The sequence below is a fragment of the uncultured Barnesiella sp. genome, from assembly GCF_946496565.1.
Classification (GTDB): domain Bacteria; phylum Bacteroidota; class Bacteroidia; order Bacteroidales; family Barnesiellaceae; genus Barnesiella; species Barnesiella merdigallinarum.
Map to the genome: position 1 here is coordinate 59,672 of NZ_CAMMHD010000019.1, position 14,770 is coordinate 74,441.

The following is a 14,770-nucleotide window of genomic DNA, read 5'->3' on the forward strand; positions in this document are numbered from 1 at the left end:
ATACGGTGTTATTTGGTGTGTTGTTCTACCCATTTGCGGGCGTTGACAAAGGCTTCGATCCACGGGGTTACCTCGTCGTTCCGGCGGTCGGCGGGATAGTAGCCGCACTGCCAGGGGAAGATAGCCCGTTCGAGGTGGGGCATCATGGCCAGGTGACGGCCGTCGGCCGAAGCGATACCGGCAATAGCGTAGGGCGAACCGTTGGGGTTGGCCGGGTAAGCGTCGTAGGTATACTGTGCCACAATGTGGTAGCGCTCTTTGTCGTACGGCAATTCGAATTTGCCTTCGCCGTGAGCTACCCAGATGCCCAGCTTCGAGCCCGAGAGCGAGCCGAACATCACCGAGTTGTTCTGCGGGATGGTGAGTCCGATGAACTCCGATTCGAACTTGTGCGAATCGTTGTGGCGCATCTTGGGTTTCTCGGCGTGGTCGGGGGTGAGCAGGCCCAGTTCGACCATGAGCTGGCAGCCGTTGCAGATACCCAGACTCAACGTGTCGGGGCGGCTGTAGAAGCGGTCGAGTGCAGCCTTGGCCTTCTCGTTCCAGAGGAAACCGCCGGCCCAACCTTTGGCCGAGCCCAGCACGTCGCTGTTCGAGAAACCGCCGCAGTATACAATCATGTTCACGTCGTCGAGGGTTTCGCGGCCGCTGATGAGGTCGGTCATGTGCACGTCTTTCACGTCGAAGCCGGCCAGGTAGAGCGAGTAGGCCATTTCGCGGTCGCCGTTCACACCCTTCTCGCGGATGATGGCGGCTTTCACGCCACTGCGGGTGCGGCGGTCGGCCGAGATGCCATACTGGGCCAGCGTGCCGGTGAACGACGGGGCAAAATTGTATTGCAGGGGTTGCTCCTTGTAGTTGAGGAAACGGGCCTTGGCAGCCTCTTCGCCGCTCTGTTTGCGGTCGAGCAGGTAGGACGATTCGAACCATACGTCGCGCAGGTGGTCGATGAAGAACTGGTAGTCGGCACCATCCTTATGGATGAGCAGGTGACGCTCTTCGCAGGGACGGGCCAGCTTGATGAAGGCGACACCGGCGTGTTTGAGAATCTTCTCTACCTCTTCGCACTTCTCTACCTGGATGAGGATGCCCGGGTTTTCGCTGAAGAGAATCTTCACCAGATCCTTTTCGGGTATTTCGTCGAGCGATACTTCCAGACCGCCCTCGGTATTGGCAAAGTTCATTTCGAGCAGTGTGGTAATCATACCGCCGGCCGAGATGTCGTGACCGGCCAGAATCAGCTCTTTCTTTACCAGCTCCTGCACGGCGTTGAAGGCGGCGGCAAAATACTCGCTGTCTTGTACAGTGGGAACCTCTTTTCCTACCTTGTTGAGCGATTGGGCAAAGGCCGAACCGCCCAGTTTCAGCCGGTCGAACGAGAGGTCGATGTAGTAGACGGTGCTGTCGACGCCGGTACGCAGCACGGGCGAAACCACTTTGCGGATGTCCGACACTTCGGCTCCGGCCGAGATGATGACCGTGCCCGGCGAATATACCTTGTCGTTGCCATATTTCTGAGTCATCGAGAGGCTGTCCTTGCCGGTGGGGATGTTGATGCCCAGTGAGCAGGCAAAGTCGCTGCAAGCCTCAACGGCGCGGTAGAGGCGGGCATCTTCGCCCTCGTTTTTGCAGGGCCACATCCAGTTGGCGCTCAGCGATACGCTGTCGAGACCCTCGGCCAGCGGAGCCCACACGATATTGGTGAGCGCTTCGGCAATCGAGAGTACCGAACCGGCGGCCGGGTCTACCAGGGCAGCTTGCGGGGCATGGCCTATCGAGGTGGCGATACCGGCGCGGCCGCGGTAGTCGAGTGCAACCACACCGCAGTCGCTCAACGGCAGCTGAATCTCGCCCTGGCATTGCTGGCGGGCAATCTTACCCGTTACCGAGCGGTCTACCTTGTTGGTGAGCCAGTCTTTGCAGGCTACGGCCTCGAGCTGGAGCACACGCTCTACATACTCGTCGAGCTGAGCCTGGTTGTAAGTTACATCTTCGTACGTCTCGGTAACCGTGTGGTCGGTCATCACCGTGCGGGGTGCCTTGCCGAACATGTCGTCCATGGCCAGGTCGATGGGTTTCACCCCGTCGGCCTGACGGAATACGAAGCGGTGGTCGCCGGTCGTCTCGCCCACTACGTAGAAGGGGGCGCGCTCGCGGTCGGCTATCTGGCGGATGCGGTCAATATCTTCTTCGTGGATGACGATACCCATGCGCTCCTGACTCTCGTTACCTACGATTTCCTTGGCCGAGAGGGTGGGGTCGCCCACCGGGAGCTTGTCCATGTCGATGACACCACCCGTCTCCTCCACAAGTTCCGAGAGGGCGTTGAGGTGACCGCCGGCACCGTGGTCGTGGATGGAGACGATGGGGTTCTCGTCGGCTTCCGACATGGCACGTATCACGTTCGATACACGTTTCTGCATTTCGGGGTTGGCCCGTTGTACGGCATTCAGCTCGATGGCATTGGCATACTGTCCCGTCTCGACCGACGAAACGGCGCCGCCACCCATACCGATGCGGTAGTTGTCGCCACCCATCACCACGACCTTCTCGCCGGGAACGGGGGTACCTTTCAGGGCGTCGCGCATGTTGGCGAAACCCACACCGCCGGCCAGCATGATTACCTTGTCGAAGGCGAACTTCTTGCCGTTCTCGGCATGCTCGAAGGTGAGCAGCGAGCCGCAGATGAGGGGCTGTCCGAATTTGTTACCGAAGTCCGAAGCACCGTTCGACGCCTTGATCAATATCTGCTCGGGCGTCTGGTAGAGCCAGGGACGGGGAGCCATGGCCCCCTCTTCCCACTCGCGGCCCTCTTCGGTGCGGGGATAGGCCGTCATATATACGGCAGTACCGGCAATAGGCAAGCTGGCACGGCCACCGCCCAGACGGTCGCGAATCTCACCACCCGTACCGGTAGCGGCACCGTTGAAGGGCTCGACCGTGGTGGGGAAGTTGTGCGTCTCGGCCTTGAGCGAGATGACGGTCTTTATGTCTTTGATTTCAAAAAAGTCGGGTTGTTGCGGATTCACCGGGGCAAACTGCTCGACCACCGGGCCGGCATTGAAAGCCACATTGTCCTTGTAGGCCGATACCAGGCGGTTGGGGTTGTACTCCGATGTCTTCTTGATGAGCTTGAAGAGCGAGCTCTCTTTCTCCTCTCCGTCGATGATAAACACTCCGTTGAAGATTTTGTGGCGGCAGTGCTCCGAGTTCACCTGCGAGAACCCGAATACCTCGCTGTCGGTGAGCTTGCGGCCGATTTTACGGCTCAGCTCGTTGAGGTAGTTGATTTCGTCGGAGCTCAAGGCCAGCCCCTCCTGCTCGTTGTAGGCAGCCAGGTCGTCAATGTAGACGATGGGGTCGGGACGTTTGTCGATTTCGAAAATCTGGCCGTCGATGCCGTGGTAGAGTCGTTGCAGCATCTTGTCAAACTCGGCCTGGTCGTTCTCGACCGGGAAGAACTCCTCGATGCGGGTAATGCCGGTGAGTCCCATGTTTTGCGTAATCTCTACCGCATTGGTACTCCACGGGGTAATCATCTCTTTGCGCGGTCCTACGAACCAACCCGACAGCGTGGGCTGTGCGAGTTGCTCGGCCTCTCCGAAAAGCCAGGATAACTTTTGGGTCTCTTCGGCCGAAAAGGCATGGTCGGCCTCGACCGCGATAATGTTTTGAACGGGGGTTTTGAAAAGAATGACCATTATGTCTTGTTTTTTAGTGGTATGGTTGTGTTCCCGCTCCTCTCTTGAAAGGAGGCAGGGAAAAAGATCTATGGGTTTCGGCAGCAAAATTAAGTAAAATCTCTGGAATATCCTCGCAAAAAGAGGGGAATGACTTTTAAATGGATGGAATCGAATTTGTGGATTGTTGTGTTATCCCGAGAAAGTTGGTTAGCTATGACAATTATGCTCTGTATGGCGAAGCAATAATGTGGCGTATGAGTTTGGTGTGGTATGTTACAACCGTTTAATATTGAACGGTCTATAAGGTATACGGGAGAGCTTGAAACCAATGAGCAGCAGTAATAAGTAGAATAGCAATGGGCGGAATGGCAGTTTGATGAAATACGGAAAGAAATCAAGACGGAGAAGCTGGAAGCCGCTAAGATCGAGGCGAAAGCGGCACTCGTGGCAAAAGTAGGTTCTCTTTTGGGCAGCGGCAGACTGAAAGAGTTGGAAGCCGACAATCGAACCTTGCAAGGCGAGGTTGCCGCCCGTGACGAGAGTATCGAATTATTGCAAAAGCAGATGGAGCGGCAGCAGGAGGAACACAGCCGCCAATTGGTGGAACTGCAAGCCAAGTACCGCAGGGAAATGGCGGACAAGGAAGCGGCACACCAAGAGGAAGTGTCATTCCTGAAATCCATTATCCAGAAAGCCAAGAAGTGGTTTCCGCTGTTCCAAGAGTTGGTGTATATGGAGAAGCTCTGCCTTAAAGTCGGCTTCAACGAAAGGCAGACTGCCACGCTCATCAGCGGCAAACCGCTGTTCTACGAGGGCGAGCTCTATTCGGAAGAGCACAGGCGGAAGTTCACGACCGAGGAAGCAGGCTTCCAAGTGGTAAAAGACCCGAAAGACAAGTCTAAGCTTGCACTTGCCATCAACGGGCAACTGATTGGCGAGTAGTTCAAGGAGCAGTTTGGCAGGCTGTTCTCATCCGTTAAAAGGACGGTTGAACCGCTTAGGAGAGGCAAGGGCATGGGATTATAAACAATACCAACGGAAGAATAGCAAGTTTGTGTTTGGGGCAGACCAAAACCGCTTGCTATCCTCAGTTGGTTGAAACGTCATTTTATTTGTGCCCTAATTCTGCTCAGACTTGCCTGCGTGATGCCTAAATAGGTGGCGATACTTCCCAACGGCAACCGCTGTAACAAATCAGGCTCTTTCTCCAACAACTCGTGATACCGTTCCGAGGCGACGGCTGACAACATGGAAATCAGCCGTTCCTCGGCGGCAAGCAGTTCCATTTCCGCATAACGCCGCCCCCAATTGGCTATGTGCAAATCCTCCAAGAATAACTCTTTCAGTTTTTTCCTTTCCAATACATATAAGACAGAATCCTCCATCAGCTCCATCGTTTCATATCCCGGCTCATCGTTCACGTATCCTTTCATGGAAACGAGAGTCGCCCCTTCCTTGCCGACCCAAAAGGTAATGTCCTTTCCGTCCACCGAAGTATAGGCGCGGACAATGCCTTTCTTGATGAAAAAGATGTCCTTCTCCACCTTGCCACTTTCCAGCACGCGGAAGCCTTTGGGATAGGAAACTTCCGTCAGGCATTGCCGCAACTTGTCCAAAGACGCATCCGGCATGGCATATCTCAGGTTGATGATTTCCTTTATATCCATAAGTCATTTTGTTATGGTGCAAAATTATAAAATAGCGCACAGAAACAGCTGCTAACGGCTGTTTTTTGTCAAATGCAAAATCCGTTTTTACCAAATGTAAAAAACGGTTAGAAATTACTTGCTTAATTTTGCACCCGAATTTAATAAATCATAGGTATGAATTGGATAATTTTATTTTTTGCAGGATTGTTTGAAGTGAGCCTCACATTCTGCTTGGGTAAAACGAAAGCGGCATCAGGACTTGAATTTTATTTGTGGGGGAGCGGTTTCTTGGCATCTACCGTGTTGAGTATGGCATTACTTGCCAAAGCGGTTCAGACTTTGCCTTTGGGCACGGCATACGCCATTTGGACGGGTATCGGAGCGGTCGGCACGGTCTTGATTGGGATATTCGTTTTCAAAGAGCCGGCCACTCCCATACGTCTTTTCTTCCTGTTCACGCTCATTGCCTCCTTGATTGGATTGAAAGTTGTGTCATACTGAAAGGAGGAATAAATGATGAAATATGAATTGAGAGAAAACCACGGCATTCCGGCACCTCTGCTGGCTCTGATGGCAGTCGCTACCGGGCTTTCCGTTGCCAACTGCTACTACAACCAGCCTTTGTTGGGCAGCATGGCAAAGGATTTTGGGGTAAGCGACTTTTCTGCCAGCATGGTTGCGACATTGACCCAGATAGGTTATGTAGTCGGACTTGTGTTTGTCATTCCGCTTGGCGATTTGGTTTCACGAAAGCAGCTGATATTGACCAATTATATCATTTCATCGTGCGCATTGCTTGCCATAGCACTTGCCCCTAACATCTATTGGGTGTGGGGCGCATCCTTGCTTGCCGGAGCATCTTCGGTTATGCCGCAGTTCTTCATCCCGTTGGTGTCTTTCCATTCAGCACCAGCACACAAGGTACGCAACGTGGGGATTATACAGTCCTGTCTGCTCATAGGCATTCTTGGCTCACGGGTGTTAAGTGGTTTCCTGGCTGATATGTGGGGATGGCGTTCCGTCTATTTTGTGGCTTGTGTGTTTATGCTCGGATGCTTTCTTATGATTTACAAGATGCTTCCCGTTCTGCCTGCTCGTTCTCAAGAAAGCTATGCAGGGCTGATGAAATCTTTGTTGCGCCTGCTCTTCCAATACCCGTACTTGCGTATCGCTTCGTTGAGGGCGGCATTGGCTTATGGCTCGTTCTTTGCGTTGTGGAGTTGCCTTGCTTTCCGGATGAAGCAAGAGCCATTCTTTGCGGATGACGATATTATCGGCGCACTCGGTTTGTGCGGATTGGCAGGTGCGTCTACGGTTGTATTCATCAGCGGCTATATCCAAAAGTATGGCGCAAGGTTCTTCTCCATTGTCGGGGGATGTGTTATCTTGGCTGCATGGTTCTTGGCATTTTGGGGGAATGCCAGCTATGTGTGGATGATAGTCGCTATCCTGTTGATTGATGCAGGAATGCAATGCATCCATTTGTCAAATCAGACCAGCGTGGTCTCCCTTGACGCATCCGCCATCAACCGTGTCAATACCGTTTATATGACCATCTACTTTCTGGGCGGTTCTGCTGGTACGTTCGTTTCAGGTCTGTTTTGGCAACATTACGGATGGGCAGGCGTGGTAGGAGTAGGAGTTGCCTTTACCGTGGCTTCCTTGTTCGTTAATTGCTTCCAACCAAGACTGCATAAGGATGAATGCTCAATATTCTGACTAAAATAATTTTTGGAATGATCCTTTCAGTCTGAATATTTTTCATACCTTTGTACCGTAAGAGTTTCCCGAACAAGCAAAGCGATGCAGACCACGGCAATAGGAACAGTTGCCAACTCATTACCCGAAAACAAGGTAATTCTTATAACTCTCTTAAATTCAAGTAGGTATATTCCTTATACAGATTTACGGAAAATCTCTGGAATATCCTCGCAAAAAGAGGGGAATGACTTTAATCGGTCAAGTCGTTATTTTTCCTTTTGTCCTCCTTCCTCTGGTCGGGTTTGGAGGAGAGTTGGTAAAACATCATGCCCAGGGCAAGGCCTATGCCCATGCCGGCCGGGATATTCTTCATGCCCGCCCCGAGGGAAAGGCCCAGCAGCATACCTATGGCGATGTAGCGGGCGAGGCGTGGACGTTTCTCTTTTTTGTCGTTCATAAGCTCTAATCGGTAAGCAGGTTTTCGAGTATCACAAGCAGGTTGTTCATGCTGCGAAGCCATTAAAAAATGATAATGTCGTTTTCGAAAGTCAAAGGTAGAGGAAATCCTGCACTTCTCAGATAAAAATCGATAAAACAAATGGTAATTTTCTAACATAATCTTGTATATTTGCCAGAGGAGCAACGAACGTGCAGAAACAGATGGGAGCAAAATAAATTTGTTTCTACCCCCGTCTTGCATTATCTTTGCATTCCCTTGCCGGAATTTTCCCGGCGGGATAGGATAGTTTTTAGACTGTATGAATTTAGCGCTCTATACGATTATTCGAGGATTGGCCATCGGCATATTGGTATCGGCACCTATGGGGCCGATAGGAATATTGTGTATCCAGCGCACGCTCAACAAGGGGCGTTGGTCGGGATTCGTTACGGGGCTGGGAGCCGCGTTGTCCGACCTGATATATGCCCTGCTCACAGGGTTGGGTATGTCGATTGTTATCGATTTTATCGAAGCCAATCAGAATGTATTGCAGATTCTGGGCAGCCTGGTGCTGGTGGGCTTCGGCCTCTATCTCTACCGGCAGAACCCGGCGAAGAATATCCGCAAAGCCAACTCGTCGATCAATTCCTATACGCAAGATTTCATTACCGCCTTCCTGCTCACCTTCTCCAATCCGCTTATTCTGTTCCTGTATATAGGTCTGTTTGCCCGTTTCAACTTTTTCCTGCCCGAGTCGCAACTGTGGCATCACGTTGTAGGGTATCTTTCGATACTCGTCGGGGCGGTGGGCTGGTGGTTTTTCATCACGTATATCATCAACAAAGTGCGTTCGCGGTTCAATGTGCGCAGCATCTGGTTTATCAACCGCGCTATCGGTATCATCATCATCGTCATGTCTGTTTTCGGATTTGTGTGGGGGATAAAAGATTATATATTACATTAAGATAAACATCATGAAAAAAGTTATTGAAGTACCTTTTGTCGCCGGGTTGAGCGACAAACCGTTGGCACAAGTCTCCGAGGTGCTCGAGACTCAGGGTGTGCGACAGGCTATCGACTGTGTCGACTGGCCCAATGAATTTCCCTATAAACCTATTGTATCGTTTACGATTGCCCGCGACAAGGAGTATCTCTATATCGACTATTTCGTGCGGGGCAACTACCTGCTGGCTGTCAACAGCACCGACAACTCGCCGGTGTGGCAAGATAGCTGCGTAGAGTTTTTCGTGCAGATTCCCGGCGAAAAATACTATTACAACTTCGAATTCAACTGCATCGGCACGGCTCTGGCCGCCCGTCGCACCAGCCGCTCCGACGCCGAGCACTTCTCGCCCGAGAAGATGGCCCGTATCAAACGCTACGCGTCGGCAGGTAACAAGCCTTTCCGCGAGATGGAGGGGCTCTTCTCGTGGGAGCTGCTCGTGGCTATTCCTTTCGACCTCGTGGGTCTCGACGGCGAACATCTGCCCGAGGCCGTGGCTGCCAACTTCTACAAATGTGCCGACGGCTCGTCGCTGCCGCACTACCTCAGTTGGTCGCCCATTCCGGTCGAGAAACCCGATTTCCATCGCCCCGAATACTTCGGCGAACTGCGGTTCAAATAGAATAGAGTTTTTTCTAAGATAGATATAAGGTATTCTCTCTGTCGTGAGGGGATACCTTTTTTTATCGGTTGAATACCGCCGTCCCGTCATTCCGCACTCCCTCGTCATACTGCGGTGCTTCACGTCATTCCGCACTTGATGCGGTGCACCACGTCATACCGTGCTACGACGCGGAGGTCTGGTCATACCGCGCTACGACGCGGTGCTTCACGTCATTCCGCACTTGATGCGGAATCCAGGAATACTGGCAAAGGTAATACCCGCCAATGGACCCCGCATCGTGGTGCGGGGTGACCCGGTGCGACGCGGAATCCAGAAATACCCACCAATGGACCCCGCATCGCTGTGCGGGGTGACCCGGTGTGACGCGGAATCCAGAAATACCCTCCCGGTCATTCCGCACTTGATGCGGAATCCAGGAATACCGGCAAATGAATGCCTCGCCTTTCCTCTCTGGACCCCGCATCGCTGTGCGGGGTGACACGACGCCCGACGGTTTACTGTTCTTTCTTCAAGGTAGGCAATGCTCCGGTGAGTTCGTAACGCCACTCTGAGCCTGCACTCTGCAAGGCGGTGTTCATGGCGGCAACAGCTTTCTGCCAGGTAACGTCAGTGCCGTCCACCTTGGTGGTTTCGATGGTGGTGCTGCCCTGATTGTCGCCGATGCCTTGTCCCTGATTGTTTTCCCAGTAGCAAGCGGTGACTTTACCATAATTCCATCCTATCACACCGCCTATCATCCGAGACTGTTCACCTGTAACATTGCCCTTGGCGTGATAACAGGCTATAACGACCGTTTCTCTATTCGTTTGTCCAAGCACTCCGCCAGAACTGCTCCTTCCTTTTATATTGGCTACGGAGTAGCAGGCCATGATAGTTCCACCTACAGATTGTCCGCCTATCCCACCTACATTCGGGCTGGTACCCGTTATTGTTCCCGACGATGAACAGCCTATGATACTACCATAATTATTTCCAACCACACCACCGAGGTAATGTCTATTGTTTGTTAAAGTGCCATCAACCGAACAATTTTCTATTGTGCCATAATTTGTTCCTGCAACACCACCGACGAAATAGCCGTCACCGGTTATATTCACATCCTTCAGCTTCACATTCTTCACTATACCACCTTTGTCTATACACCCAATCAATCCTACAGCATCTCTTACCTGGTTGATTGTAAGTCCAAAGATGGTATGGCCTTGGCCGTCGAATGTACCGGTATATCCGGTATAGGTATAGTTTATATAGCTGCCTATCGGCGTCCACTCTCCCGTCAGGGTGAGGTCTGTGTCAAGGGTGATGTTGATGTCGGTCTTGCCCTCTTCGTTCACCAGCTTGGCTACATTTTTCAGCCCATCGGCGGTGGTGACGGTGTAGCTGCCGTCGCCCTCTATGGTGTATCCCGGGTCTTTTGCCGCAGCGAGGGAGACGGTGTAGGTATATTCCTCGCCCGCTTTCCATTCGGCAGCCCCCTGCATCCGGTAGGCGAAGGTCTTGCCGTTGTTGAAGGCGCAGGTGATGAAGGCCGTGCCCGCTGCCACACTTTGCGGGGCTACGAGGGCGGTGTAGGTGTCGCCGCCCTTGTCATACGGGGCGATTACAGCCGGGTTTCCATTCTCGGTGGAGAGGCCTGTCAGCCGCACGAACATCTGCTCCTCGGTGTAGTCCGTCAGGATGACGGTGACCCGCGCCGTGCGGTGGGTGAAGCGGAGCGTGGGGTTGCCGTAGCTCACCGGCTGGTTCTCGGCGGAAATAAAGTCGCTTCCCTCGAAGTCAGTCGGCGAACTTTGGTCGGCTCTTACCACCACGGCAGGCGGGGTGGTCTCGCCCTCGGTGTAGGGCCACCACGCCGTGACGGTGATGTCATCGTGGTTAGTCCAGTAGTGCGGGTCGGTGGAGGTCAGCGTGGCGCCGGTGTTGTCGGCGGTGGAGGGCGTCACGTCGTACGCCTTCACCGTGCCGCCCATCAGGACTGCCACGCTCTGCACGCCCTCCCAGTTCCCGTCCACCGGGGCACGGGTACCGGCGGTGGCGGTCGCCGCGGGGTTCAGCCCCGTGGCGGTGAAGACGATGGGTGTGCCTTCCGCCCCTTCCGGCAGGAAGCCCGCTTCGTCCTGCGTGCAGGCGGCAAGGGCGAGCAGCAGGGCGAGGGCTGCGGATATATGGATGGTTGTTCGTTTCATGATGCGTGTTGTTTAGGGGTTGTTATTGTTTCTTTTGCAGTACGGGCAGGCCGTCCGTGCCAAGTTTCCATTGATAGTCGTTGCCGGTGAGGGCGGCGTTCATGCCATCGACAGCGTCCTGCCAAGTGGTCGTACCCTCCACCTTCGTGGCACCTACCGTTCCTCCTTGATTATTTGCTCCATGTCCGGCGTTTCCGCCATAGAAGCAGGCGGTGATGGTGCTATAGTTGTAAGCAGCGATGCCGCCATTAGCATAATTCGTTGTTAAATTTCCATCGAACCAACAGCCAATAATGCTACCGTGGTTGATAGACGCAATGCCACCGACATCACCGCTATTTGCAGTAATATCTCCATTTACGGAGCAGGCAGTAATGGTGCCGTAGTTGGCATTTGCTATGCCGCCGGCCGCACCGTTTTGCCGCACATCGTAGTCCACATCCACCAGTTGCAGGTTCTTCACCTCGCCGTTGCCGCCGATACCGTCGAACAATGCAGCGATCTCACCGTACAGATTGTCCGTAGTGATGGCCAGCCCCGTGATGCGGTGTCCCTGTCCGTCGAAGGTGCCTTGGTAACCGTATTTAGACATGGAGCCATTACCTATCGGCGTCCACGTCTTGCCCGTCAGGCCGATGTCGGCAGTCAGGGTGCAGTTGATGCTGAGGTCGCTCTGTGCGGCTTCCGCCCATGCCAGCAGGCCGTCGGCTGTGTAAACGGTGTAGGTCTTGGTGTTGCTGTCGTAGATATAGTCCAACTCCTCAGCCTCGCCGTTCTCGCCGCCGCCGTCGTCCCATTTGCCGATTTCACAGCCTGCCAGCGTCAGGCCGGTGGCGTTCACCTTGACGGTGTAGGTATAGCGGTTGCCCGCCTCCAGCACGACGTCGTTCTGCGGGCGGAAGTAGAAGTTGCCGCCGCCAAGTTCCACGCGGATGAACGGCTCGCCTTTCGCAACGGTCTGCGGGGCGGTCAGTGCCTCGTAGCTGTTGCCGCTTGCGTGGTAGGTCTGGATGGCGGTCGGGTTGCCGTTATCGGTGGACAGGCTCACGAGGCTCACTGTGGCACCGTCCACGCTCGTGAATCCTGTGCCGGGCTTCAGTTCGATTGCCACGCGTGCCGTGCGGTGGGTAAAGGTGAGTTTCGGGTCGTCAAATTTTACCGTCTGGTTTTCAGCAGAGATGAAGTCGCTGTTCTGGAAGTCTGCCAATTTGCTCTGGTCTTCGACCACCTTCACGGCAGGCATCCGTGTGATGTCTGTATCGTCGAGGGGCCACCATGCCGATACGGTAATCGGGTCGCGGCTGGTCCAGTAGTGCGGGTCGTTCTCGCATGAGAGCGTGGCGCTCTTGTATCCGTCGGCATCCGTAGCCGTTACGGTGTATTCCTTTACCGCGTCGCCCATCTTGAGTGCCACGGTCTGTACGCCCTGCCAGTCGCCGTCCACGGTGGCACGGGTGGATGGGGCTGCCTGCGGAGTTGCCTCTACGGACAATCCGGTGGCACGGATGACTACGGGATATTCGCCTTCGGGCAGACGGTTGTCGTCGGCCAGTTCGTCCTGTGTGCAGGCGGTCGCTGCAAAAAGCAGGACGGTTGCTGCGGACAGTATATGCAATGGAAGTCTGTTGTTCATATTCTTAGTCTTTTAGGAATGATATACTTAAAGGTCTGCGTTCACATTGCCGCCGTTCACCGGGTTCCAGTCGCTGATAGTGGCAGAGCTGATGCTCAGGTCCTTGTTGCGGACGGTGACGGTGTAGGTGTAGTTGTTGCCGGCTTTCAGTGCGCCGTCGGGAATGGTGAGCGTGGCGGTGTAGGGCTGGCTGTTGTAGTTCACGCTCAGTTCGATACTTGTCGTTGACTGCGGGAAGAGGATGACCGACGAGGTGAGTGCGCCGTCCAGTTCCATTGTAAGGTCGGCTGTCTGTGCGTTCGCATCCGTTTCTGCCGTGCCGGTGGTGGTGTCGAAGCTGCCCTCCAGCACCAGTCCGGAGAGTGTGTAGCCGGTGGGTTTGATGGTATTGAAGTCCACACCGCTTCCTGCCTTGAAGGTGAGCGTAATCTGACTCATGCAGTGGTGGAAGGAACAGTCCGTGCCTCCCGTGGACAAGTTGTTGGTGAAGTTCACTTCAGGATTGTGCGTACTGGCAGTGGCGCCGGTAGCATAGAGGAAGTCGATGGCGGGCTGGTTCTGCTGCGCCGTGACATCGGTGGTGGCAGTCAGCGTTCCGCCTGCCGCATTGTAAGGATAGTAGGCGGAGAAGGTGGTCGGGTCATCATCTTGGAAGAAGATAATGGTTCCTGTCGGTGTGAACTTCCCGCTTTCCCACCGGTATGGCACGTTGGTGTAGCCGAAGCGGCTTTCGGAGATGCCTATCTCGTCACGTTCCGCCCAGGCGGTTCCGCTGGCGCGGGTGGCGGGGGCGATGTCGGCGATAAACCGGGCGGCCACGGGACCGTCATTGTTCAGAATCTCGTTGTCGTTATTGCAGGCTGCCAGTGCGAGGGCGAGGGCTGCGAGTGCAAAATGTCTTGTTTTCATTATATCTGTCATTTTATTTGTTAAATTCCATTTCAATAATTACTGCACCTCAGCATAATCAAAGCCAGCTTTGCTTCTGCGTTCGGTTTGCTAATTATTTACAAATCGGCATTTACATCATCACCTTTCACTTCTTCCCAGCCGGTAATTCCGGCTCCGTCCACTTCCATGCCTTCGGGAGTCTCGACCAGCGTTCCGCCGAGGGTCAGCGATTCGCCCTTTCCGGTGTTGAACTCCTTGAGAGCTTCCGTAAGGTCGCTTTTCAGTGTGGTGGGGGCCGGGTTGCCGTCCGCATAGCGGATTTCACCCGTCAGCAGCTGTTCCGTGCCGGTCACACCCAGCAGCCGCACCGTGGCTTTCCACTTGCCGGCATCATCACCTTCGGTTATCTTGGTGAAGGGCAGCACGACGTTCGAAGCGGCTCCGTAGGTATCGGTTGCGAAGTCGAGTGTTCCGGCTGCACCCGTCAGATGGGCAACAATCTCCGTGATGCGTCCGGCGGCATCACCCGTCGGTTCGACGACAAGCGTCAGCTCGCGCACCTGCTGCTTCATCGCGGCGGTCAGCGGATAGTCCTTGTCTTTCTCGATGCTCAACTGTTCCGTATAGGTGAAGAACCATCCCGGAGTATTGTTCACAAAGGCATCCATGCCTGCCCGGTTTCCCGTGGCTGCGGCAACGGTGGCGGTGGTACCGCTTACCGTGATTCCTTCAGCCGGGTTCCACACCGCAAGGGTGTAGCTGCCCGGAGCAAACAGATGGTCGGGGGCATGGGTGGCGGAAGTCTCCGTACCCGTATAGTCGCCCATGTTGACCGTCCATGTGGCAGGTATGTCGATGCCCTCACCGCGGGCCGACCAGTCGGCTGTCACCGCAATCTTTCCGTAGTCGGGGTGCGGCGTGTCATAGAGCGTGTCCTTCACGCAGGAAGAGAGCAGCACG

Annotated in this window: 12 protein-coding genes; 5 read left to right on the forward strand and 7 right to left on the reverse strand. The window is 54.3% G+C overall.

Features of this window, described 5'->3' with window-relative positions:
* Nucleotides 1-8: 8 nt before the first annotated feature.
* Complete coding sequence (purL, locus tag Q1K76_RS10305; RefSeq protein WP_300133112.1) at nucleotides 9-3,701, reverse strand: phosphoribosylformylglycinamidine synthase; 3,693 nt, start codon at nucleotides 3,699-3,701, stop codon at nucleotides 9-11.
* A gap of 426 nt (nucleotides 3,702-4,127) precedes the next feature.
* On the opposite strand from purL, the gene Q1K76_RS10310 reads away from it, so the two are divergent.
* On the forward strand, nucleotides 4,128-4,625 hold the full coding sequence (locus Q1K76_RS10310) for a mobilization protein (RefSeq protein ID WP_300133115.1): 498 nt from the start codon (nucleotides 4,128-4,130) through the stop codon (nucleotides 4,623-4,625).
* Nucleotides 4,626-4,786: 161 nt separating this feature from the next.
* Here Q1K76_RS10310 and Q1K76_RS10315 read toward each other — a convergent pair whose 3' ends face one another.
* Nucleotides 4,787-5,350, reverse strand: a complete 564-nt coding sequence (locus Q1K76_RS10315) for a Crp/Fnr family transcriptional regulator (protein WP_300133117.1) — start codon at nucleotides 5,348-5,350, stop codon at nucleotides 4,787-4,789.
* 156 nt (nucleotides 5,351-5,506) lie between these two features.
* On the opposite strand from Q1K76_RS10315, the gene Q1K76_RS10320 reads away from it, so the two are divergent.
* Nucleotides 5,507-5,833: a multidrug efflux SMR transporter gene (locus Q1K76_RS10320; protein ID WP_300133119.1), complete on the forward strand. Its 327-nt coding sequence runs from the start codon at nucleotides 5,507-5,509 to the stop codon at nucleotides 5,831-5,833.
* Between the two features lie 15 nt (nucleotides 5,834-5,848).
* Entirely contained in the window at nucleotides 5,849-7,051 is a 1,203-nt protein-coding gene (locus Q1K76_RS10325) for an MFS transporter (RefSeq protein WP_300133140.1), read from the forward strand.
* Nucleotides 7,052-7,283: 232 nt separating this feature from the next.
* On the opposite strand, the gene Q1K76_RS10330 is transcribed toward Q1K76_RS10325, so the two are convergent.
* Nucleotides 7,284-7,490: a hypothetical protein gene (locus Q1K76_RS10330; protein ID WP_300133121.1), complete on the reverse strand. Its 207-nt coding sequence runs from the start codon at nucleotides 7,488-7,490 to the stop codon at nucleotides 7,284-7,286.
* Nucleotides 7,491-7,791: 301 nt separating this feature from the next.
* Here Q1K76_RS10330 and Q1K76_RS10335 point away from each other — a divergent pair, with 301 nt between their 5' ends.
* Together Q1K76_RS10335 and Q1K76_RS10340 are read left to right on the forward strand one after the other, a co-directional pair.
* Nucleotides 7,792-8,436, forward strand: a complete 645-nt coding sequence (locus Q1K76_RS10335; RefSeq protein WP_087409543.1) for a LysE family transporter — start codon at nucleotides 7,792-7,794, stop codon at nucleotides 8,434-8,436.
* A gap of 10 nt (nucleotides 8,437-8,446) precedes the next feature.
* Complete coding sequence (locus Q1K76_RS10340) at nucleotides 8,447-9,097, forward strand: carbohydrate-binding family 9-like protein (RefSeq protein ID WP_087409544.1); 651 nt, start codon at nucleotides 8,447-8,449, stop codon at nucleotides 9,095-9,097.
* A 497-nt stretch (nucleotides 9,098-9,594) separates the two neighbouring features.
* On the opposite strand, the gene Q1K76_RS10345 is transcribed toward Q1K76_RS10340, so the two are convergent.
* The 4 genes from Q1K76_RS10345 to Q1K76_RS10360 all read right to left on the reverse strand — a co-directional run bounded on the left by Q1K76_RS10345 (nucleotide 9,595) and on the right by Q1K76_RS10360 (nucleotide 14,769).
* Nucleotides 9,595-11,286, reverse strand: coding sequence for a fimbrillin family protein (locus Q1K76_RS10345; protein WP_300133124.1), 1,692 nt, complete (start codon nucleotides 11,284-11,286; stop codon nucleotides 9,595-9,597).
* A gap of 22 nt (nucleotides 11,287-11,308) precedes the next feature.
* Nucleotides 11,309-12,919 (reverse strand): fimbrillin family protein, encoded by a 1,611-nt coding sequence (locus Q1K76_RS10350; protein ID WP_300133126.1) that lies wholly within the window; start codon nucleotides 12,917-12,919, stop codon nucleotides 11,309-11,311.
* A gap of 27 nt (nucleotides 12,920-12,946) precedes the next feature.
* Entirely contained in the window at nucleotides 12,947-13,828 is an 882-nt protein-coding gene (locus Q1K76_RS10355; protein ID WP_300133127.1) for a fimbrillin family protein, read from the reverse strand.
* 98 nt (nucleotides 13,829-13,926) lie between these two features.
* The gene (locus tag Q1K76_RS10360; RefSeq protein WP_300133129.1) at nucleotides 13,927-14,769 is read right to left on the reverse strand and encodes a FimB/Mfa2 family fimbrial subunit; all 843 of its coding nucleotides are present in this window, start codon (nucleotides 14,767-14,769) and stop codon (nucleotides 13,927-13,929) included.
* Nucleotide 14,770 lies beyond the last annotated feature (1 nt).

What these genes read in the sequence shown, in the direction of transcription:
- purL (WP_300133112.1), bottom strand. Translation starts at nt 3,701, where the DNA reads ATGGTCATTCTTTTCAAAACCCCCGTTCAAAACATTATCGCGGTCGAG.
- Q1K76_RS10315 (WP_300133117.1), bottom strand. Translation starts at nt 5,350, where the DNA reads ATGGATATAAAGGAAATCATCAACCTGAGATATGCCATGCCGGATGCG.
- Q1K76_RS10320 (WP_300133119.1), top strand. Translation starts at nt 5,507, where the DNA reads ATGAATTGGATAATTTTATTTTTTGCAGGATTGTTTGAAGTGAGCCTC.
- Q1K76_RS10325 (WP_300133140.1), top strand. Translation starts at nt 5,849, where the DNA reads ATGAAATATGAATTGAGAGAAAACCACGGCATTCCGGCACCTCTGCTG.
- Q1K76_RS10330 (WP_300133121.1), bottom strand. Translation starts at nt 7,490, where the DNA reads ATGAACGACAAAAAAGAGAAACGTCCACGCCTCGCCCGCTACATCGCC.
- Q1K76_RS10335 (WP_087409543.1), top strand. Translation starts at nt 7,792, where the DNA reads ATGAATTTAGCGCTCTATACGATTATTCGAGGATTGGCCATCGGCATA.
- Q1K76_RS10340 (WP_087409544.1), top strand. Translation starts at nt 8,447, where the DNA reads ATGAAAAAAGTTATTGAAGTACCTTTTGTCGCCGGGTTGAGCGACAAA.
- Q1K76_RS10345 (WP_300133124.1), bottom strand. Translation starts at nt 11,286, where the DNA reads ATGAAACGAACAACCATCCATATATCCGCAGCCCTCGCCCTGCTGCTC.
- Q1K76_RS10350 (WP_300133126.1), bottom strand. Translation starts at nt 12,919, where the DNA reads ATGAACAACAGACTTCCATTGCATATACTGTCCGCAGCAACCGTCCTG.
- Q1K76_RS10355 (WP_300133127.1), bottom strand. Translation starts at nt 13,828, where the DNA reads ATGAAAACAAGACATTTTGCACTCGCAGCCCTCGCCCTCGCACTGGCA.